The following is a 21,666-nucleotide window of genomic DNA, read 5'->3' on the forward strand; positions in this document are numbered from 1 at the left end:
GTTAACGCAAATCAAAAAACAGGTTTAATTGAAGGAAGAATTACTAACTAATGAAGAAAAATCTTGTACGTATTATTCCGGAGAACATGGATAGAAGATCAGTAGCTTATCATCGCGATGTGTCTGCTAATTTTTCTTTCTCAAAAACATCAAGAAATATATTAGTACTTATTTTTGTTTTCTTTATGATTTCTGCTCTCAGTTTTCTACTTGCTAAAAATCTTAAAGAGTTACAAGCCTATGATGTTTCAAAATTCAGTGCAGGTAATATTATATCCGACTATACCATGTCAAATACTGAAACAATGAATGAGCAGCAAATTCAGGAGTTTTTAACCTCCAAGAATGCTTGTAGTGATCGTAATATTCAGCGGGCCACCAACTTCCCAGGCTACCAGTATCACATTGAAAATGGAAAATTTGTCTGTCTTTCCGAAGAAACTTTTGAATATAATGGTGAAAAACAAACTGCCGCCAGAGTTATTTATCAAGCTAGTCGTGATTTTCAAATCAATCCACAGGTCCTCATTACCCTGATTGAAAAAGAGCAAAGCCTAGTTACTGATACCTGGCCAAATCACATTCAATACCGTAGCGCCACTGGTTTCGGCTGTCCCGACACTGCTGCCTGTGATGCAAAATATTATGGTTTCCGCAATCAAGTCAGAAATGCCGCCAAACTCTTTAGGGATGTCCTAGATGGTGGTTATACTAATTACCCAGTCGGTGAAAACTTTATTTATTACAATCCAAATTTCTCTTGTGGCGGCTCTAAGGTCTATGTTGAGAACCTTGCCACTTCTGCCTTATATCGCTATACCCCATATCAACCAAATGCTGAGGCTCTTAAAAATTATCCAGGCACTTCATATTGTGGCGCTTATGGTAATCGCAACTTCTATATGCTCTTTTCTCGTTGGTTTGGAGATCCTACTGTTTCAAAACAAGTTATTAAATTTAAAGCCATTGCAAGACCAGATGCCACAGCTAATCAACAGGGGATTATTCAAGATGGCAAGTACTTCCTCTCCACTGGTTTAGATCCAAACTTCTATCTTGATGTTCAGTATGCCAGCAAAAATGAGCATGCGCTTATTCAGATGTATTCTCAATGGTCTAAAGAAAATCAGGCTCAGCAGTGGCAGTTTACTCATCTTGGTAATAATATTTACACTATCAAAAGCGTCCTCTCTAATAAAAATCTTTCATACAGCTTCGATGATATTCTAAACAAACCACAACTAAAGCTCACCACTGAAAATCTCGATGACTGTTCTAACCGCTGGAAAGCAGTTAAAACTCAGAATCAGTATACTTTTTATTCTTCCTGCGATGAAGCTAGAAGTCTAGCCGTACGTGGTCAATCTGTTACTTACGCTACCCCAGTAGAAGTCAATCTATCTAGTAATCCAACCACGCAATCTGAACACTGGCAACTCACGCCTGCCTCCACTCCCGCTCCTATCAAACCTCTCATCGAAGATGGCAACTATTATATTAAAACCTCCCTCAATCCAAACTTCTATCTTGATGTTGCTTTCTCCAGCCCAGCAGATTTTGCCAAAGTCCAACTCTATTCTCAATGGTCCAAAGAGAATAAAGCTCAGATCTGGAATATCAAACATCTAGGTAACAATAAATATCAGATTAAAAGCAGTCTTTCCGGTAAGCTCCTCAGTTTCAATCTCAACAATGTTTCAAATAATGAGCCAGTCTTCCTCCTGTCAGAAAGAAATAATAACTGTTCACAAATTTGGCAAGCTGAACAAGTAGATGGTGGCTTCTTCTTCCATACTACTTGTGATGAGAAAAAAGCATTAGATGTTAATGGTGCTCTTGCTTATTATGGTACACAGATTCAGATCTGGGATAAATGGTCCAACACCAATAAAGCTCAGATCTGGAGTTTAGAGAAAACATTTCTTTAGTACCCACTCTTCTTTCTCTATCGTGCTATAATTAAAACATGATGAAGGTAGATAAATCTTGCTTAAAAAACTGTATTTTAATATCCGGAACCGACCAGATTCTTTCGCAAAAAATTGCCGACAACCTTGGTCTTAAATTAGTAAACCGTACTTCGGATACTTTTAGTGACGGAGAAGTTCACGTTCAGATTCTCGACGATATTCGAGGTAAAGATGTCTTCATTATTCAGTCTACCAACCCTCCCATCGATCAGCATCTTTTTCCAGTTTTACTTTTAGCAGATGCCGCAAGACGTGGTTTTGCCAAGAGCATTAATCTAGTCATCCCTTATTTTGGCTATGCCCGTCAAGATCGTATGGCCGAACCTAATACTCCAATCAGCTCAAAAGTTATCGCTGATATATTACATTCTGTTGCCGTTAATCACGTTATTACCATTGATCTGCACTCCGCCCAAACTCAGGGTTTCTTTGATATGACTATAGAGAATATTACTCTTGAAAAGCAATTTGCCGCCTATATTGAAAAACATTATAAAAAAGATTCTTTTGCTATTGCTTCACCGGATGCTGGCGGTGTTAAGCGTGCTCGCAAGATCGCCGACCTAGTTCACTGTAATGATGTTATCATTATTGATAAAAACCGTTACGTTAAAAATAAGAGCAAGGTTATGAATATTATTGGTGACCCCAAAGATAAAAATATTATCATTATCGATGATATGATCGATACCGCAGGTACCATTTGTCATGCTGCCGCCGCTCTCAAAGAAAAAGGTGCAAATCATGTTAGTGTCATGGCCACTCACCCAGTTTTTAGTGGTAATGCCTATGAAAACCTCAGTAAAGAGGATATCGATAAAATTATTGTTACCAATACCCTCACCGTCAAACCCGAGCTCACTAAAGTTGACTTTATTGATATTTCAGAAATTCTTGCCGAAAATATTTATCAAATTTTTAGCCATAAATAGGGAATTATATGCAAAAAATTAAGAACATCATCAAACTTCTTCGTCCAAAACATTCAATCAAAAATCTTCTAATCTTCCTTCCATTAATTTTTGGACTTCGCAACCTCACCTTTCAAGATTTTCGTAGTTGTATTGCCGGCTTCTTTGTCTTTTGTTTGGTTGCCTCTTCAATTTATATTATTAATGACTATAAAGATATTGAAAAAGATCGTTTACATCCAGTTAAGAAAAATCGCCCGCTGGCCAGCGGTGCCGTCACTAAAAAAGAGGCCTGGATTACCTTAGCTGTCCTCCTGATCTTAGCCACTGTTATTTCATTAATTTTTCATTTCTCTTGGGTCTCTATTGCGCTCATTGTAGCTTATTTCTTCCTTAATTTATTTTACTCTCTTGGTCTTAAGAACATTCCAATCATCGATGTTTCTATTCTCGCCTCAGGTTTCCTTATTCGTCTCTTCCTTGGTAGTAGTCTCACTAATATTGCTATCTCCGCCCTACTCTACCTAGTTGTTATGTCCGGCGCCTTTTATCTAGGTATTTCAAAACGCTATAATGAAATCACCAAGACCGGTAGCCAAACTAGAGCTGTCCTCAAAAAATATAATGCTGATTATCTCAAATCTATCATGAATATGTTCTTGATGTTAATCATCGTTTTTTATACTGAATGGTGCATCAATGCTAATAATTCTCATCGTGACCTCTATCTTATTAGTGTCCCTCTTCTCATTATTCTCATGATTTCTTACATCTACACTGCCGAAAAGGATAAATATGGTGATCCAGCTGATGTTATCATGAAGAATAAACACCTTGCTCTCATGGGACTTATCTTTGTCGGTTATTTAATGGTCATTATTAGGCTCTAATATGAATGTTTATGATTTTGATAAAACCATCTATGACGGTGATGCTTCCTTAGATTTTTGGAGATATAAAGTCCGAAAGGAGCCGCTCCTATTAGGTTATCTCCCATACCAAGTCTTTTCAGCTTTCCTTTTTAAGGCTAAAATTATTAGTCGTAAAGAATTTAAGCAGCGTTTCTTTATCTTTCTAAGATCCATCCATAATTTAGACCTGAGTAATTTTTGGGATCAACATCAATCCAAAATTAAACCATGGTACCTAAAGCAGAAACAGCCAGACGATCTTATTATTTCAGCATCACCAGAGTTCATTCTCAAAGAAATGACAGATCGCCTTCAGATTTCTCTAATTGGTACTAAAATGAATCCTAAAACAGGGAAGATTACAGGTGAAAACTGTCGTGGTGAAGAAAAAGTTCTTCGCTTTAAAAAGCAGTACCAAGACGCCTCCATCAATCAATTCTACTCAGATAATCAAAGTGACACTCCATTGAAGCTTTTAGCAAAAGAATCATTTCTTGTTAAGAAGGATCAACTTAGTCCTTGGTCTTAAACTAATATCCAAATTTATCTCTTCTAAAAAATAAAAGCCCACATGGGCTTTTATTTTAATATAAAGCTCTCCCCCAGAAGAAAACATGTGGATGTTTTTCTTTTGCTTCGTCGTCGATTTCTCGTTTTAGAAACTCAAAATTACTTCCGTCTGCCTTCACGATTTTATGATCCAAAAGATTATAGAATACACCCATGTAATGATTATTAATTACTACTTTACTTTGTGGATTCTTTTCAACATAAGCTCTCGCTTCCATTAACTCTGTCTTAACTATGCGGTTACTCCCTGGCGTAATCGCTCTGAAATATAGAAATGGTAATTGGTTTAAGATAATAGTTACCACAAGCATTACTGATAATATCTTCGCAAGATGATCTTCCGGCTTCTGGTTCATTCGCCCTAATATGATCGCTAAGGCTATTGGGGTTAGTAGATAAATATTTGGTGCGTATCGAGCCCACCAGTTTTCCGTAGGTAATACCAAATAAAGCAAAATACTTATTAAGACGCAACTAATTATAATTTTATATATAGCCTCGTCACTCCCAGTCTTCTTCTTATTTTTTAAAACAGTAATCAAGTAACCAAGAATTATTGCAATACTTAAGATGAAGATAAAGCTATAGAAAATACCAAAACCGCCAATTCGTGTATCCGTAATATTGAGACTATTAATCTCTTCATTATTCCAAGTTAGTGGAATTTTATATTCAAGTGCCTTCCAAGAATAGAGCTGCACATTATCACTTCTTGAAAACACAGAAATCAATAGTTTTTCAATCTGATTTTTATTCATTAATTCCGCAGGTTGCATTGTTGTGATAATATCTGAGCGATTATCGCCAAGTAGTGGATAGAAGGGGTTCTTCATCGTAAGCGTATTTTTTACATAGCTAGTACTTCCAATCACTAAGATTGAGAAAAGTATCGAAAATACTGTCATTCCAAACAACTTATAATAGTCGGCAGCCTTAATTTTTTTCTGTACCATAAGGATAGTCAAATAGATGGCCAGTGGTAGAATACCAGCTGCGATCAATAGAATACCAGTTAGTTTTAGATTAGCTAAAATACAAATGCTAAAGAAGAAGATGAATAATAGGTCAACCGTAATTCGTCTATTTTTTATTAGCTCAAAAGTGATCAAGCTAATCGTTGCAATATAGATATAGAAGGCAATGGCTAGATTTCCGTCGATGTAGAAACTGAAAAATTGTGAAATCACTACTGGGGAAAAGACTGTTACACAAGCTAAGACTATGCTTTGTAAATTCTTAAATTTAAATCGTTTAAAATAATTTATCAGTATAAATAATGCTCCGCCAATCAATAGGAAATTCAGTGACTTTGCCGTCTCAATATTCCCAAATACACGGTAGACTGTAGCTCCAAAAATCCAACTTAGATTTTGATAGTGGTCTATCCAGGTAAAAATCTTAGCTCCTCGAATATGGAAAATATTATCACTATAATCTTCCGCTGTCTGATAAACTGGATTCCATCCATGTGCCATCATTCCAATCGCTCCCTTATGATAGCTATTTCCATCATAGGAGGAGTCATAAATCTTGCTAGCCACAAAAATCGCTCCAAACAACATTACTATGAATAAACCAATACTTAGTAGTTTATTTATCTGTGACTTATTATTCTTTGCTCCGATCAAGGTAAAGGTAATTAAAGTAATAATTAATGAGGACCAAAAATTAATAACCGAGATATTTAGCCTAAAGCAGAAGAGAATCACTGAAACCAGTACATCAACTACAATAAAGCCAATTAGTAACAATCCTGTACCGTATATTATTTTTAATAGTCTCTCAAATTTCTTCATAATCTCTCCCTTCTTATTTTAGTATAAATCTTGTAAAGAAATTCTGTCCCATTTCATATTTTGTAATAAAATTCTTGATGAAAACCTTTGATTCATTATGCTCGAAGTTTGCCAGAGAACCATAATCATCACTCTCAAAACGGTACACCGAGGCTTGTTTGTAAGTATATACTAGTGAACGATTAATTTCTGTCAGATTTGTCGGGAGAGACAATAGGAGTATTAAGTTAACAATCCATAATCGATATTTCTTTACCGTCTTGTCTAGATAGAAATTTACGGTCTCAATAAATAATAGAATCATAATTGGTATTGTCGATCGATTGCCGAAATCTGCTCCTCCACCAAGATAAAAGAGCGGTAGAATCGTTAATAAAATAATTGCAAACAGCACCGTGCTTCTGTTCTTCTTTGTTAAAATTGCCAAGAAGATCGAAACTTCAAACACTAAATAAACTACATAAGACAGTAGATATTCTCTGAGAGGAACAATATATGTCCTAGAAAACATTAATCCCACAGGACTCGAGTTTTGTTTATATAGGAATAAAATTGGTATAACACTTAGTGCCGGAATAATATTCTCAAAACAACAAGCTTTCTTAAAAGTCGCCGAAAAACCCTCTTTTCTTACATCAATTATTAGCTCACGTATCATTATTAATAAAAGACCTACCGTGGGTAGCGGTGCAAAAGCTACTGCAAGTGATAAATATAATCCAAAAAGTTTTATATTTTTATTATTCATTAGTAGCATAGTGACAATCCAAATTGGAATCGCTTGATGAAAAACCCAAAACCAATACGTGAAAAAACCATGAAAGGAGAACATCTGTAATGGTGTGTCAATGTAATTGATCATGTTAGGAAATTCAAAGCTTCCACGAATTAATAATCGGTCAAAGAAATAGGCTAGAAAATCAACTCCTGTTATCGCAATCAAGATTAACAAAATTTTTAAACTTGCTTTCTTAAAAAATCGAAAAATCAGATAGCAAATCGCTGTTACTCCAAAATATAAATAAAAGAATAAAAACAGTGAGGCTGCTGTATAGCTCTTGCTGATTTTTCCCACTGCTGCCGCCGGCAAGAACCAGGCCAAATAATAAGATAATAATCCTCGTTCTGAACCAATAAAATCCGCTTCCTTGGAGCCAGTTTCAAAATCATACTTCACCGGCCACTTATGATTGACCATATCATGAAGCAAAGCATTTCGACTATTATAATCCCAGTTCTGAAACATTAAACCACCTGCTCCTGAAATAATATTTAATCCCAGAATCATCACTAAACTTAAAGTAATTACTTTAATATTAAAGATTTTTTTATATTCCTCTAAAGTTCTAGTCTGAATACTTTTATAAAATATCACTAGTCCATAGATAGCAGCCAACATACAGGGAATTGCTACATATACTTTAAACCAGAACCATAGCCATATCAAAATTGGTATCATTAAGAAGATATAAATGAGTAATAAAATTGTTTTATCAACCTTCTTGTAGAAGTTCAGCCAGTTATTCTCAGTTTTCATTGTTACTCCCTATTATTTAACATTAGAAACATCTCAGAGGCATGCCAAATGCTAGATAGTCTTGGCCCCTTCTCATGACTATAGTGTTCATTGATCAGTTTTTGTTCTTCCGCCTCAGCTTCGGTTAATTCACCATCAAAAGTTAATGGGTATGCTTCATCCAAAATTGTCGTCAAACCATAATGACCAGGTTCTTGATGTACGCTCGCCCATTCTTTTGCCGGATGCATTGGATCTACAATATTGCCATGTTTGGCTTCTTTATAATCATTTAACCACCAAGTTAATCCCAGGTATTTATCAGGCTTTCCCAAATTAAAGTCATATCCAAGTTCAATCCTGTTTTTTCTCCCCCCGTTGATTAATAGGGCAGTCGGATAGTAACCCATTTCTTCCTCATCAACCTTACCAGTAAATTCTCCATCAATGGCTTTTTGTTTTACTTCAGTACGAATTTTATTTATCAAATCTTGTCGATTATTAGTAATCGCGCCAAGTAGATAAAGTAACTGGCCAGGATTATCTGCAGACTCTACGCATTTCGGTTCATTTTTTTCTAGTTTATTGCGACAATCGTAAATAGAACCAATCTGTTTCATCCAATTTTCAAACAGCCAAGTATTCTTAGTTTCTTCAAGTACCATAGCTGCCATCATACCCTCCCGGTACAATCCAGATTCATTTGTTTTTGCCATTAATGTTGTTCTTGGTTTTCCTTGGTTAATATTCACCAAAATTTCTTGATGTAGAACTTTTAGGATTCGACCTACTTTAGATTCTTCAAAGTTAGGTAGATTAATCTTATTTTTGCTGGTAGAAATAGTTTCAGTTGTAATATTTTCAACAAGTTTCGTTTCGCGATTATTAAGTCTATCATCTTCCCATTGGTTGTAATTATTCCAGTCCTCCCAAATTCTCGCCATGCGTCCTTTTTCAATATGTACGCCGGTTTCATCTTCATAAATTCTTGTAATTTTACCAGCCTGGTCAAGTAATAACACGGTGTACATGTTTGGGATAATCATCTCGTGGGTAAAGTCAAAACTTCGAACTGTTTGCTTAGTCTGTAAGTCAATTAATTTACCTTTTTTATAGATCAGCTTCTTGCGATCGCCCATGCCAAAACTAAAGAAATCCGAATTCTTTTTGTGGCTGATTTCATATTTTTGAATAAAATATGTCTGAGCTCTTAGCGGTACATCAAGTTCATATAGATACTCAGCTAACTCATTCGTCATTTGTTTTGTAAAATCATTTCTCAAAAATGGCTTATAATCAACCCCCGCTCTGTCTAGTGCTTCAACATTTTTTATCTCACGATTGTTCAGGTATCCAGAGAATGAAACCCATCCAACTAGGCTCACTATAACTATTACCACCCCAGCCACTACTTTTAACTTTACCTTCCTAATTACTACTGCCGCAAAAATTACTAAGCTTAATACGATTAATATTAGGATGTATTTTGGCATTGTTGCTTTGAAGCCAAATTTAGCGTGAACTTCTTGAAGATATTTTATAATACCAATCACCTGTAGGAATATATAGGTAGTCATCGTCTGTATTTTGTATTTTACAAAGAAGTCGCGCACGTAATTTAAAAATTTTGTTTTTTCATCCAAATGCGTGAAGATATAAAATAGGATTGCAATAATTAGAAAGTTATAATGTAGAACATATAGAAAACTTTCATATGGATTATAAAAAATATGTAATACAAAGTTAAAACCATAGGCAGAAAGTAGGGCAAAATAGATTTTCTCTTTGAAGATTTTTCGTTTAGTAAAGAAGTAGTAAAGATTAATTAAACTAAATAATCCAAAACATACTAATCCTAGCATGTTTATCAAATTACTTTTCTCTAGAATTAGACCTCCTAGTAAACCAAATTGATATACAAATGAAGTATTCATCTGGAAGATTACACGTTTAGCGCTCCAGGTTCTTTCAATATATGTAAATTCTTCAGAATTTTTATCCAGTACAAAGCCATTAATACTCGAGGTAAAGAAATTATTCGCAGATGGCCAAAAAGCTTTCTGTACATCAGCCAACATCACTGTGATTGAAAGTACCACTAGGAGGATCGAGCTAAACTTAATAAATTTACACTTTACGTTCTTGTTTAAGAAGATAATTATACTAAGTAAAATTAAGAACTGTACAATATTAGTGAGAGTAAAAGCTAAACTAAAAATTCCTGCGATAACTAGCAGCGCATAATCCTTTAATTCTAATTTCTTATCGATTAGACCAGCCGCAATGACCCACATTACCATTAATCCAAACTGTGAAAATACATAGGTTTCAAAGATTGAATTGAATGACACTTGTGTAAATGACAGTACTAAGATTACGGTTGCTAGTAAACCTGTTTTTTTACTAGCCCCAAGTTTTTGTATTAATCGATAAAATAAAGTTGCACTTAACGCTCCAACTGCGGCTTCGAAAATGACTGCTGCCACAATTACTCCAGTAACACGTCCGAGTATTCTTACGAATGGCTGTGTTAAAATCACAAATAAAGGATGCACTGAAGTTCGATAATGTAGCCCCTCCTGCATGGTCATATCTTGTAATACTCGTGGTGTGTCACCTCCGTAAAACACATCGGTTTCTGTGCCGTTAGTAATTAGGTTTACAAAAGACAGTAAGAAGAGATTTAGAGCAAAGACTACTGTAAATATTTTTAAAAACTCTTTAATTTTATCACCGTGGCTTGTTAGAAAATCTTTTATCTTCATCTTTAACTCTTTCATCTTATTTTTCCTTACTCCACCTCGTTATTTTTTAGAAGTCTTCCTTCATCTTCTTAATAAACGCCTTCCAGCTATGCCTCTCCTCAAGTAATTTCTGCGCCTCCTCCACATACTCTTCGTATTTTCTTGGGTTCTTTCTAAAATCTTTCAGCTTCCTTACGTAGCCATCAACATCTCTAATTTCTTTGACTAGGGAACCAGTCTTTCCATCTTGAATAAATTCATGTACGCCACCGTCGTTACTGGCCAGAATTGGCAACCCTGCCGCAGTTGCCTCAAGTAGAATATTTGGTACGCCATCACCCACGCTTGTGTAAAGCAAAATGTCATAATTCTCAGTTGGCAAGCTTGAAAATCCATCAAATGCCCCTCGATAATTAATTACCGGGACTCCATTAAAGAAGTTTTTATCTACATCATCCGAAAACGCCCCAAATACGTCAATCTGAAACTCCTTTGGATCCAACTTATTTGCGATTAACTTAATCATGTCTGGCATCTTTTCTCTTGTCACTCGACTCGCCCAAAGCACCTTCACTTTTTTGTTAGCTTCAGCATGATGAACCGGTTTTATTTCATCCATGATTGGTTGATATTGGACTTTGAATAGTTTCTCGTCCAGTGCGTTCTTCTCGACCGATTCTTCAACAAAAGTTTGATTGTCTGTGAAAATTTTCTTTACTACTGGATAGATATCAAAAATGAATGGATCATCAAAAGAGAAGCGGCAAGTAAAGTTACTCTCTGGAATAAAACAAGAGGCAAATACTGAGACAGTCAATTCATAATGATTTTTGATGAGCTCCTGGTGCTTATATGCCCAGGCATACGCATATTCTGAGTTAATAATATGTAGTCTCTTGCATTTAAGTTGCGTAATTACTCTTGATAATAACTCGTCTTTTTCATAAGGGGGGAGCCCCTCCGCCAATTTGCCAAACTCAATTAAATCAGTATTTTTTGGTAACATTTTTGCCCAGACATTTTTATTCGGCAAAGTTGTAATCACTGTAAACTTAGAACCCGGATGAATCTCCTCTATTGCTTTCATCATGTTTAGCATTACCTTATCAGCACCCCCTCGTACCACCCAAGGTACCATGAAAATATAATCAGGCGTATGTGTAACCGACTGCGCAATCTTCAAATAAGTTTCTCCAATCATTGACAAGTCACTTGGATCATAAATCTGGGTGCGTTTCAAAATAAATGGGTATGGATAAAGTTGAGTTTCAAGTGGATTGATTTTTGCCCATTCTCTCACTACAAATTCCGGAATTTTTCCAAGCTTATTTTTTTGATTAAATTTATTCAAAACCTTTAGAGTTAGTTTTGCTGGTGGCGTAATAAAATAGTTTAAGAAATTATTATCTCGAATTTTCTTATATAATTTATAGCCTTTTCTCTTTAAAGAGACTTCAACTGGTACGTCAGCATGTGAATCTGCACGAAATTCGCGTACTTTTGCAAAATCAAAAAACTCCATATACGGAATAATTTGATTCGTATTATTACTGGAAGAAAGTCTTGAGTTATTTGATCTACGGTAAAATAGAATTGTTTCTTTCGCAATTATATGCTTAATTCCGGCATTTGTTGTTTCGATATTAAAAACATAATCCTCATGAGAATAGCCTCCAGTCAGATGCTGGTAAGGGAACTTTAGTAGGGTAGAAGTCTTTGCCATTAGGATTGCACACCAACGGTTTTCTCCTAGCAGTACAATTGTATCTTTCTCACGCGGCAAGGTTTCCGTTTGAATAGTCAGGACATTGTTTACTTCAGTACCAAAGGTTAAAATTCCTTCCGGATGTACGATTACTTCTTCAGTTGCACCAATTAATGCTCCGTAGGCCACGACTAGCCAGTTATCTGAAATTAGATCGTCGCCATCTAGGAAGGTCAAATATTCACCACTAGCTTTTTGTGCTAGGAAATTACGAGATGGTCCAGGATCGCCAAAGTTGTTTTCATAAATTACTACATTTGGCATCTTTGCGTATCGCTTAAAATATTCCTTGGTGATCTGGTCGCCATTATCGATATGAATTAAAATTTCATAACTAATCTTTTTTTCTTCAAGCCTCTTGGTTGCCTCAAGAATACCTCTCATCGTTTTATGCGCCACCAACCCTTCGTTGTGCGCAGTGACTGCCACCGTTAAATCGTACCTCTTCATATTAGCTTGTATTATAGCATAGTGTATCTAATGTTATAATTAAGCCATGAGAAAAGACGCCAAAAAGTCATCCTCGAGTGCAAAAGTTGTTATTATCCGTAATACCTTTCCTCAATTTTACGGAGGCGGAGAAACCTATCAACTAACTCTTTCTAGTCTTCTGTCAGACCATTCTTATCACCCGATTATCTTTAGTTCTTCGGAAAAACTTTTAAAAAGTAGCAAGCAATCCAAGATTTCTTGCCAGCGAGCCCCCTTCCTTAAATTCCAGAACTGGAGTGGTCTAAAAAATCTTCTACTTCCATTCTATTTTCTTTGGCAACTTTATCTTTATTTTTGGTATCATCACCAATTTAAAAAACTAAAACCCATAACTGTTATCATTGAGTCTCGCGATGATTTTCTCGCTGCCACGCTCGCAGCCAAAAAACTAGGCATCCAAACTCTCTGGATTGATCACATGGATTTTCGCAGTTGGGTTCTTCAAAATGTTGAACAGAAGTATAAGAATCTTATCGGTAAGCAAATTTTAAAAGCCGCAAGAATAGTAGATCGTATTATCTTCATTTCGGATTATGAACGTCAGTTTTTTGAAAAGCTCATTAAAAAAACATCGCTGCCACCTTTTCAAAATCTAATCACTATCAAAAATGGCGCCATCGATACTTTTTCTGAATACCAAGCTATTCCGATTACTCCAAAATCCCTCATTTATCTGGGTCGCCTTGAAGATTACAAGGGAATTAAGGAGTTAATTGCTGCCTTTCAGGAAATTTCATCAAACCATAAAGATGCTACTTTACATATTTATGGTGCCGGTCCTCTTGCTGATTATTGTAAACAGCATCAAACCTCGCAGATTATTTATCATGGGTTCTCCGATCAGCCCCTAGCCAAGGTTGCCTCTGCCGAAATTTTTGTCTTGCCATCATATATTGAAGGGCTCAGTCTCGCTCTCATTGATGCTGCCATGTTGCAAAAAGCAATCATCACAACCAATATCGATGGTAATCCAGAGGTTGTACAAGATTCTTTTAATGGACTTCTTGTTCCAGCAAAAGATCAGCACTCTCTTGCTAAGGCTATTGATAAACTTTTACAAAACCCTGCACTTACCCAAGAATTCGCTAAGGCTTCCAGAATAAAATATCTCAATGAATTTGATTTTGCGAAAACTGTTAAAGAGCAACTAATTCCAATCATAGAAGGGAAAGATCATGTCTAAACACCCTACAGTCTCTGTCATTGTCCCAGCTTACAATGTTGAAAAATATCTTGCTCCTTGTCTCGATTCCATTTTAAATCAAACCTTCTCTGATTTTGAAATCGTCATTATTGATGATGGCTCTACTGACCGCACTCCAGAAGTTATTTCTAAATATTCTTTAGATCCACGCATTAGATCCCACACTCAGCAAAATTCTGGTATCTCCGTTGCTCGTAATCAGGGACTTAAAATGTCTCGCGGTCAATATCTTTGCTATATTGATAGTGACGACCTCATTGCTAAAGATTATCTCGAAAAACTCATTACTCCACTTCTTCAAAATCCCGAAATTGATATCACTGTTTGTGGCTATCAAGAAGTCTATCAGACTCATAGTTTTCACCACATTCCCACTCCAAAAATCTCTTCCGGTATGCAAGCTACTCAAGATTTTCTTATCAAACAGCAAGATCTTGATATCCTAATTTGGAATAAAATGTATCGTAAAAACTTATTTACGGATAATCACATCCTCTATCCTGCTGGGCAAATTCATGAAGACAACCTTACTACTTATAAGCTATTTTTCGCTGCAAAAAATATTCAATATTTAGCAGAAGAACTCTATTTTTATCAACGTAGAAATTCTTATATTACTAAAAACTTTACTTCCACTGAAAAGACTCTGACTCGTCTTAAGTCAAAAGAGCAGATGGCGAAAGAAGCAAAGACCTATCTCCGAACTCCTGAATCTAAACTTATTTGCAATGTTTCACTTATTTTGGCCTATTTTGCCTACATTGATAATGCAATTACATGTCATATTGACCAAAAATACTATCAGGAATACCGCGAGAAAGCCCTCCGTGCTCTAATGATTAATCGAAAAAACCCCTATCTTACTCAAAAACTCCGTCTCTATTCAGTCTTACTCTCCACACCGAAGGGCTTTCTTTATCGCATATTTCGCAAAATCACTTTAAAACAGGTATAATATAGTTTAAAATCACCAAAAAAGGAGTTAACATGAAAATTCTCGTCACCGGTGGTACCGGTTATATCGGCTCCCACACTGTTGTCGAACTGCAAAATCAAGGGCATCAAGTCGAAATCCTCGACAACCTTTTTAATAGCAAGATTACTGTTCTTGATAAAATTAATCAAATTACCGGCCAAACCCCAGTCTTTCATCAAGTTGACCTACTCGATTATCAAAAAATGCGTGAACTTTTTGCCTCCACACATTTTGATGCGGTCATTCACTTTGCTGGCCTAAAAGCCGTTGCTGAGTCTATCGAGCAGCCTCTTCGCTACTATGAAAATAATGTTACCGGCACTCTCAATCTCTTGAAGTGTATGGCTGAATTTAAGGTTAATCGAATTATTTTCTCCTCTTCTGCCACCGTCTATGGTAATATTAACTCTGGTAAACTCGATGAGTCAATGACTACTGGTGTTGATATCACCAATCCTTATGGAGAAACCAAGCATGTCATAGAAAAAATCCTTGAGTCCGAGGCTACTTCCCGTCCTGAACTTTCAGTTGTGATCTTAAGATATTTTAACCCAGTTGGCGCTCATATCTCTGGTCTCCTCGGTGAGGATCCAAACGGCATTCCCAACAATCTTATGCCAGTCGTTATGCGTGTTGCTGAAGGTAAAATTAAAGAGCTTCAGATCTATGGTGACGATTATAATACCCCAGATGGTACCTGTATTCGTGATTATATCCATGTAGTAGATCTCGCCAAGGGCCACCTCGCTGCCTTGAAGGCCACAGATACTCCGGGTGCCAAAGTTTATAATCTAGGCTCTGGTAAGGGTTCTTCTGTCCTTGAGATTATCAAAGCCTTCGAAGATGCTAGTGGCAAACCACTCCCCCACCACATCTCTGATCGTCGCCCAGGTGATCTTGCCGAAATCTTTGCTGATCCAAGCAAAGCTAAGCGAGAGCTTGACTGGCAGACCGAGCTTACAGTGGCCGATGCTATGCGCGATACTATTAATTTCTTAAATAATCAAAAATAGGTACACCAAAAAATACCGGTTTTAAAAACTGGTATTTTTTATAGATTATTTTCGAATCTTCGCCGCCAAACTTGCAAAAGGTAGGATCAATGGGTTCAGATATTTCCATTTTTTCACAATCGCCTGATTACTTCTTGCTACTGCTAAGGCGTGTGAAATGCGCCAGCGTATCATTACTCTTAATAGCCAGTATTTCTGATCTTTAGTTGGATTGTCTCCCACCCACGTTTTCAGATAGTTAAAACTTCTTTGCCAATTCCGCCAAGGTAGGGAAGAACTTGCTACGGTGCTAGTCTCGGTTCCATAATGATAGATATAGTATGGTTTTGCTAAAAATTTTAAATCCATCAGTCCTTCAAGTCTGGCACATTCCAAATAATGTAAAACAAAATTTGTGTCTTCCGCGAAGTCCCACCCAAGTGGAAATTCTAAGTTGTATTTTTTAATAATTTCAGCTCGAAACATTTTGTTCACGGAAGCATATAGCCTTCCGTCCGAGGCCAAATTCTTCAAAATATAGGTTTTATAATCTTCATCTGCCCTACGTTCTTCTATTTGGTTTGTAAACATTTCTTTTTCTGTCTTTTGGTGAATTCTCTTATATAAAAATCCTGCAGTTATTACCGCCACACTCTTATCAGTTAAAAGCTTGCTCATTTCGCTTAAATAGTTTTTAGATACCGTATCATCAGAATCAATAAATGCTACCAGCTCACCGTGCATCTTCTTTAAAGCTGTATTCCTTGCGGCGGCAGGTCCAGCATTTTCTTGTTGGATCAGTACAATTTTCTTCTTAGAACCAGTCAATTTTTGTTGACGGCAAAACTCCGATAATAGGGAAAAGCTATCATCTTTTGAGCCGTCATCCACGCAGATAATCTCCAAATTTTCATAACGATTCTTTACTAGTCGATCCAGTAGCTTTACTGCCTTGTCTCCCGTATTGTAGACCGGAATAATAATCGATATGAGAGGTGTCTTCATACGCCTATTGTACCATTATGAAAATATTTTTTGTCCAACTTCTCTATGATATAATTTAAGATATGAAAATCCCTAACCTCGGTAGTCGAAAAAACCGCATTCTTTTAAAAGAACTCGTCAAAACTGATTTTAAACTGCGCTATCAAGGGTCTCTACTTGGGTATCTTTGGGCAGTCTTACGCCCCATGATGCTTTTTGCTATCCTCTATGTAGTTTTCGCAAAAATCCTTAAAATGGGTAGCGACATTCCTCATTATCCTGTCTACCTCCTAGCCGGCACCGTTCTCTGGAGCTTTTTCTCCGAATGTACGAATCAGGGAATTCAGGCCATCGTTGCTCGTGGTGATCTCTTGCGCAAAATCAGCTTTCCAAAATGGATCATTGTCGTTTCCGCCACTGTCACCGCTCTAATCAACTTCCTAATTAATTTAGGCGTCGTTATTATTTTTGCCCTCATTAATGGTGTGACCCCAAATCTTGGTTGGCTCTTAGTCCCATTTATTATTCTTGAACTCTACCTTCTCTCTCTTGGTATTTCTTTCTTCCTTGGCGCCATTAATGTTAAATATCGTGACATTTCCTCCATCTGGGAGGTTTTTATGCAAGCTCTTTTTTACGCAGTTCCGGTCATTTATCCTATCACCATGGTCGCCAGCGCCAGTCCGCTTGCCGCTAAAATCTTTCTCTTAAATCCAATTGCTCAAGTCATTCAAGATGTACGCTACTTCCTTATCACCGATCAAACTATCACCACCTGGAATTATCTCGAAAATCGCCTTCTTTATCTTATTCCGCTTGGTCTGGTTTCTCTAGTTATTATTTTGGGTGGTATTTATTTTAGAAAGAGATCTAAATATTTTGCGGAGGAGGCCTAATGTCTAAACAGAATCAAAAAGAGCTTAAAAAATCAAAAAAGGCTTCTGCCTCTAAAAAATCCTCGTCTGAGAAGCTGGTTGAAGGATCTCAGGATATAATCATTGTTGATCATCTCTCTAAAAGCTTCAAACTTCCTACTGAGCGTTCTTGGGGTTTAAAGCAAGCCATCTTTAATCGCCTCAAGGGAATTAAAGGTTACACCAAGCAGGAAGTCTTAAAAGATATTAGCTTTACCGTGAAAAAAGGAGAGTTTCTTGGCATTGTTGGTCGTAATGGCTCCGGCAAATCTACTCTCCTAAAGATCCTTGCGCAAATCTATACCCCTGATTCTGGTTCTATTACCGTTCATGGTTCTCTTGTTCCATTCATTGAACTTGGTGTTGGCTTTAATCCCGAACTTACTGGTCGCGAAAATGTCTATATGAATGGTGCCATGCTTGGTTTTTCCAATGAAGAAATGGACCAAATGTTTGATGATATTGTAGAGTTTGCAGAGCTCGCCCCCTTCATGGATCAAAAACTCAAAAACTATTCTTCCGGTATGCAGGTTCGTCTCGCCTTTTCCATTGCTATTCGTGCCCGTGGTGATATTCTCATTCTCGATGAAATTCTGGCTGTCGGTGACGCCGCTTTTCAAGAAAAATGCAATCAGTACTTTGCCTCTCTCGATAAAAGTCAAACCGTGATTCTTGTCACTCACTCCATGGAAAATGTTCGTGAGTTTTGTGATCGTGCCATCCTTATCGATCAAGGTAAAATTATTGAAGAAGGTGATCCTGAAGTTGTCGCTGACGCCTACCTGAAGTTGTTTAGCTAGAAAGGAATCTTATTAATTACGACTATCTAATCGTTGGGGCGGGCTTCTTTGGCGCCACTGTTGCTGAGCGGCTCGCTGCTGCCGGGAAGAAAGTTCTAGTTATTGATCGTCGTCCTCATCTTGCTGGCAACGCCTATTCTTACAAGGATCAAGCAACTGGTATTGAAATTCATCAGTATGGTTCGCATATTTTTCATACCGAAAGTGACGAAGTCTGGGGCTATATTACTAAATTTGCCGAATTTAACAACTATATCCATACTGTTTTAACTCGCCATAATGGCAATCTTTACCCAATACCAATCAACCTTGATACGATCAATCTCTTATACGGCAAAAATTTTACTGTCGAGGAGGCAAAGGCTTTTATTACTGAAGAAATCAAAAAAGATATTAAAAAATATCAAATCAACGAGCCTCAGAACCTTGAAGAAAAGGGAATCACTTTAATTGGTGAACCACTTTATCAAGCCTTCATCAAGAATTATACTGAAAAACAGTGGGGAACCGATGCCAAAAACCTTAGTGCTGAAATTCTGAAGCGCATCCCAGTCCACTTTGACCATGATAATCGATATTTTACTTCTGCTAAATATCAAGGCATTCCAAAAGCTGGCTACACTAAGATCGTTGAAAATATGTTCCAATCAGAAAATATCGAGGTTCGCCTAAACACGAGCTTTAAAGATCTCCCAGCAGATCTTAAGATGCTCACAACCATCTATACCGGACCAGTCGATGAACTTCTAAATTATGAGCTTGGCATTTTACCATATCGTAGTCTTCACTTTGAGACAGAATGGACTAAAGAATCTCTTGGTTGCGCCGTTATTAATGAAGCAGATAAAAATATTCCATACACTAGGACACACGATTATAAATATTATCAAATTCATCAACCCGAAGTTCTAGCTTCCAAAAAATCCTATCTCTGTAAGGAGTATCCGGCTGATTATGAGGTTGGCAAAGAGGCCTACTATCCAGTCAATAATACCGAATCCGAGGTACTCTATCAAAAATATCTAGAACTTCTAAAAGAGCGCTATCCAAACATTATTCTTGGTGGCCGCTTAGGTGCTTATCGATACTGGGATATGGATATAGCAATTAAAAATGCTCTTGATCTCGCCGCTCTCATCTTAAAAAATAAAAACATTTCCTAGAATTTTAAACGTAGTGCTATAATACCCTCATTAAGGAGGTTCACTTATGTGTGGAATTGTTGGTTATGTCGGAGAAAAAGATGCACAGGAGTTTTTACTTCAAGGCTTAAAACGACTTGAATATCGCGGCTACGACTCGGCTGGTATTGCTACCTTAAATCAAGAGAAACAGCCCACCTTGCTTCGTGCTGTTGGTAAAATCAAAAATCTTGAGGAAAAAATTAAAAACCATCGTACTTCCGATCATCTCGGCATTGGTCATACTCGTTGGGCTACGCATGGTAATCCTACTGAAAATAACGCCCATCCTCATCAAGCCGGTTCAATTTTTCTTGTCCATAACGGTATTATTGAGAATTACCAAGATCTTAAAAAGCAGCTTACCTCTCATAAATTTCAGTCAGATACTGACACAGAGGTCCTAGCCGCTCTTATTGATAGTTTTTATCAAGCAGGTAGTATTAGTCTCGAGGATGCCGTCACTCAGGCTCTCAAACTTGTTAAAGGTACTTTCGGTATTGCAGTCTTAAGTGTACTTGATCCTAAACATCTTGTGGTCGCTCGTTCCGGTTCTCCTCTTGTTATTGGTGTTGGCGATCAGGAAACCCTTATCGCTTCTGACGCTTCCGCCCTTGTTGGTCACACCAAAAAAGCTATCTACCTCAATGATGGCGAAATTGCTCTTGTTTCAAAAGACCATATTGAGGTTAAGACACTTGATCTGCAGCCTGTTTCCGCTCAGGTCGAAGAAATTCTCACCGATCTTTCCGCTATTCAAAAAGGTGGTTATGATCATTTCCTCCTCAAGGAAATTATGGAGCAGCCAACCAGTCTCAAAGAAACTTTAAGAGGTCGTATTAATCAGTCAGAGCACTTCGTTCATCTTGGTGGCCCCGGCCTTACGCCTAAAGAACTCAAATCCATTCATCATTTAATCATGGTCGGTTGTGGTACTGCCTATTATGCCGCTCAAACTGCCGCATATCTCCTCGAGCAGTTTTTACCAGATGTCACAATCGAGCCAGTCATTGCCTCGGAATATCGTTATCGTCAGGCTTATATACCAGACCATTCGGTTGCGCTGATCATTTCTCAGTCTGGTGAGACTGCAGATACCTTAGCCTGTCTTCGTGAAATCAAGGGGCAGGGAATTAAAACTATTGGTATTGTTAATGCTATTGGTTCCACGATTGCTCGTGAAGTTGATGGTGGTACTTATGTTCATGCTGGTCCTGAAATTTCTGTCGCCAGCACCAAGGCCTTCACTTCGCAGGTTACCGCTCTTTTGATGTTTGGCCTAACCATTGCTGAAGTAAAAGGTGTAAATTCACGTCTCCTTGCGCCTATTATTGAAGAAATTGCCCAACTCCCTGATGAAATTGCTAGAATACTGCAGTCAGTCAATCCTTTAATGTCTAATCTCGCACATCAATATAAAGACTATCAACATGCCATTTATCTTGGTCGTGACGTCAATTATCCCATCGCTCTCGAAGGGGCTTTAAAACTAAAAGAAATTTCGTATATCGATGCAAATGCTTATCCTACTGGTGAACTCAAGCACGGCCCCATCGCTCTCATCGACGACCGCTTCTTTGAGGTTGTTATTTTGCAATCCGGCTTCCTCTTTCAAAAGTCTCTCTCCGGCATTCAAGAAGTTTTAGCTCGCGGCGGCCATGTTGTCGTCTTCACGGACACCGATTTTGATCTACCTGTGGAGTCGGTAATTAAAATTGATACAAACTTCACCATTCTCACCCCTATTCTCTTTAATCTCTTAAACCAACTTTTTGCCTATCATATGGCTGTTGCGAAGGGTAATAATGTTGATCAGCCTCGCAATCTTGCTAAATCAGTTACTGTCGAATAATTTTTATATTCTTCTTATGTCTTAAACTCTGTACCTTTTGTTCTTTCTAGAGTAAAATAACTGTAAATGAAAAAAGATTCTAGTGTTG

The 21,666-nt window shown here is 37.3% G+C and carries 15 protein-coding genes and 1 pseudogene; 11 read left to right on the forward strand and 5 right to left on the reverse strand.

The window, feature by feature from the left end; genetic code table 11:
• Window positions 1–50 precede the first annotated feature (50 nt).
• Genes G3KMM_RS00005 through G3KMM_RS00020 form a run of 4 tightly spaced genes read left to right on the forward strand, consistent with a single transcriptional unit; the run spans window position 51 to window position 4,321 of the window.
• Window positions 51–1,928 (forward strand): RICIN domain-containing protein, encoded by a 1,878-nt coding sequence (locus tag G3KMM_RS00005; RefSeq protein ID WP_129603702.1) that lies wholly within the window; start codon window positions 51–53, stop codon window positions 1,926–1,928.
• 38 nt (window positions 1,929–1,966) lie between these two features.
• Window positions 1,967–2,902, forward strand: a complete 936-nt coding sequence (locus G3KMM_RS00010; protein ID WP_129603706.1) for a ribose-phosphate diphosphokinase — start codon at window positions 1,967–1,969, stop codon at window positions 2,900–2,902.
• An 8-nt stretch (window positions 2,903–2,910) separates the two neighbouring features.
• A complete protein-coding gene (locus G3KMM_RS00015; RefSeq protein ID WP_129603711.1) occupies window positions 2,911–3,771 on the forward strand; it encodes a UbiA prenyltransferase family protein in 861 nt (286 codons plus the stop codon).
• A 1-nt stretch (window position 3,772) separates the two neighbouring features.
• Window positions 3,773–4,321, forward strand: coding sequence for a haloacid dehalogenase-like hydrolase (locus G3KMM_RS00020; RefSeq protein WP_129603718.1), 549 nt, complete (start codon window positions 3,773–3,775; stop codon window positions 4,319–4,321).
• Between the two features lie 55 nt (window positions 4,322–4,376).
• Here the strand turns inward: G3KMM_RS00020 and G3KMM_RS00025 are convergent, their stop codons facing one another.
• The 4 genes from G3KMM_RS00025 to G3KMM_RS00040 are packed head-to-tail and all read right to left on the reverse strand — an operon-like array spanning window position 4,377 to window position 12,633.
• A complete protein-coding gene (locus G3KMM_RS00025; RefSeq protein ID WP_129603723.1) occupies window positions 4,377–6,158 on the reverse strand; it encodes a hypothetical protein in 1,782 nt (593 codons plus the stop codon).
• Window positions 6,159–6,171: 13 nt separating this feature from the next.
• Window positions 6,172–7,695, reverse strand: a complete 1,524-nt coding sequence (locus G3KMM_RS00030; protein WP_129603729.1) for a hypothetical protein — start codon at window positions 7,693–7,695, stop codon at window positions 6,172–6,174.
• Window positions 7,696–7,697: 2 nt separating this feature from the next.
• Window positions 7,698–10,439 (reverse strand): hypothetical protein, encoded by a 2,742-nt coding sequence (locus G3KMM_RS00035; RefSeq protein WP_129603734.1) that lies wholly within the window; start codon window positions 10,437–10,439, stop codon window positions 7,698–7,700.
• A gap of 46 nt (window positions 10,440–10,485) precedes the next feature.
• Window positions 10,486–12,633 carry a glycosyltransferase gene (locus G3KMM_RS00040; protein WP_129603737.1) on the reverse strand — a complete coding sequence of 716 codons (2,148 nt, stop codon included), beginning with the start codon at window positions 12,631–12,633 and terminating at the stop codon, window positions 10,486–10,488.
• Between the two features lie 46 nt (window positions 12,634–12,679).
• On the opposite strand from G3KMM_RS00040, the gene G3KMM_RS00045 reads away from it, so the two are divergent.
• From G3KMM_RS00045 to galE, 3 genes are read left to right on the forward strand one after another with little or no spacing between them, the layout of a single operon-like run.
• Complete coding sequence (locus G3KMM_RS00045) at window positions 12,680–13,858, forward strand: glycosyltransferase family 4 protein (RefSeq protein WP_129603740.1); 1,179 nt, start codon at window positions 12,680–12,682, stop codon at window positions 13,856–13,858.
• A complete protein-coding gene (locus tag G3KMM_RS00050) occupies window positions 13,851–14,834 on the forward strand; it encodes a glycosyltransferase family 2 protein (RefSeq protein WP_129603743.1) in 984 nt (327 codons plus the stop codon). The genes G3KMM_RS00045 and G3KMM_RS00050 overlap by 8 nt, the downstream gene beginning before the upstream one ends.
• A gap of 32 nt (window positions 14,835–14,866) precedes the next feature.
• Entirely contained in the window at window positions 14,867–15,868 is a 1,002-nt protein-coding gene (gene galE / locus G3KMM_RS00055; protein ID WP_129603746.1) for a UDP-glucose 4-epimerase GalE, read from the forward strand.
• Between the two features lie 45 nt (window positions 15,869–15,913).
• On the opposite strand, the gene G3KMM_RS00060 is transcribed toward galE, so the two are convergent.
• Window positions 15,914–16,852, reverse strand: coding sequence for a glycosyltransferase family 2 protein (locus G3KMM_RS00060; protein WP_129603749.1), 939 nt, complete (start codon window positions 16,850–16,852; stop codon window positions 15,914–15,916).
• A gap of 62 nt (window positions 16,853–16,914) precedes the next feature.
• On the opposite strand from G3KMM_RS00060, the gene G3KMM_RS00065 reads away from it, so the two are divergent.
• The 4 genes and pseudogenes from G3KMM_RS00065 (at window position 16,915) to glmS (ending at window position 21,578) form a co-directional block, all read left to right on the forward strand.
• Window positions 16,915–17,727 (forward strand): ABC transporter permease, encoded by an 813-nt coding sequence (locus tag G3KMM_RS00065; protein ID WP_129603754.1) that lies wholly within the window; start codon window positions 16,915–16,917, stop codon window positions 17,725–17,727.
• Window positions 17,727–18,527, forward strand: a pseudogene (locus tag G3KMM_RS00070) (ABC transporter ATP-binding protein); the annotation flags it as partial. The gene G3KMM_RS00065 and the pseudogene G3KMM_RS00070, both read left to right, overlap by 1 nt.
• A 47-nt stretch (window positions 18,528–18,574) precedes the next feature.
• The gene (gene glf, locus G3KMM_RS00075) at window positions 18,575–19,708 is read left to right on the forward strand and encodes a UDP-galactopyranose mutase (RefSeq protein WP_241569010.1); all 1,134 of its coding nucleotides are present in this window, start codon (window positions 18,575–18,577) and stop codon (window positions 19,706–19,708) included.
• A 46-nt stretch (window positions 19,709–19,754) separates the two neighbouring features.
• Entirely contained in the window at window positions 19,755–21,578 is a 1,824-nt protein-coding gene (gene glmS, locus G3KMM_RS00080; protein WP_129603770.1) for a glutamine--fructose-6-phosphate transaminase (isomerizing), read from the forward strand.
• Window positions 21,579–21,666 lie beyond the last annotated feature (88 nt).

The sequence above is a fragment of the Candidatus Nanosyncoccus nanoralicus genome (assembly GCF_004138405.1).
Taxonomy (GTDB): Bacteria; Patescibacteriota; Saccharimonadia; order Saccharimonadales; family Saccharimonadaceae; genus Nanosyncoccus; species Nanosyncoccus nanoralicus.

Bases quoted from the DNA above. Each gene is read 5' to 3' on its own strand.
- G3KMM_RS00035 (WP_129603734.1), bottom strand. From the start codon at position 10,439: ATGAAGATAAAAGATTTTCTAACAAGCCACGGTGATAAAATTAAAGAG.
- galE (WP_129603746.1), top strand. From the start codon at position 14,867: ATGAAAATTCTCGTCACCGGTGGTACCGGTTATATCGGCTCCCACACT.
- G3KMM_RS00040 (WP_129603737.1), bottom strand. From the start codon at position 12,633: ATGAAGAGGTACGATTTAACGGTGGCAGTCACTGCGCACAACGAAGGG.
- G3KMM_RS00005 (WP_129603702.1), top strand. From the start codon at position 51: ATGAAGAAAAATCTTGTACGTATTATTCCGGAGAACATGGATAGAAGA.
- glmS (WP_129603770.1), top strand. From the start codon at position 19,755: ATGTGTGGAATTGTTGGTTATGTCGGAGAAAAAGATGCACAGGAGTTT.
- G3KMM_RS00065 (WP_129603754.1), top strand. From the start codon at position 16,915: ATGAAAATCCCTAACCTCGGTAGTCGAAAAAACCGCATTCTTTTAAAA.
- G3KMM_RS00050 (WP_129603743.1), top strand. From the start codon at position 13,851: ATGTCTAAACACCCTACAGTCTCTGTCATTGTCCCAGCTTACAATGTT.
- G3KMM_RS00045 (WP_129603740.1), top strand. From the start codon at position 12,680: ATGAGAAAAGACGCCAAAAAGTCATCCTCGAGTGCAAAAGTTGTTATT.
- G3KMM_RS00025 (WP_129603723.1), bottom strand. From the start codon at position 6,158: ATGAAGAAATTTGAGAGACTATTAAAAATAATATACGGTACAGGATTG.
- G3KMM_RS00015 (WP_129603711.1), top strand. From the start codon at position 2,911: ATGCAAAAAATTAAGAACATCATCAAACTTCTTCGTCCAAAACATTCA.
- G3KMM_RS00060 (WP_129603749.1), bottom strand. From the start codon at position 16,852: ATGAAGACACCTCTCATATCGATTATTATTCCGGTCTACAATACGGGA.
- G3KMM_RS00030 (WP_129603729.1), bottom strand. From the start codon at position 7,695: ATGAAAACTGAGAATAACTGGCTGAACTTCTACAAGAAGGTTGATAAA.
- G3KMM_RS00020 (WP_129603718.1), top strand. From the start codon at position 3,773: ATGAATGTTTATGATTTTGATAAAACCATCTATGACGGTGATGCTTCC.
- G3KMM_RS00010 (WP_129603706.1), top strand. From the start codon at position 1,967: ATGATGAAGGTAGATAAATCTTGCTTAAAAAACTGTATTTTAATATCC.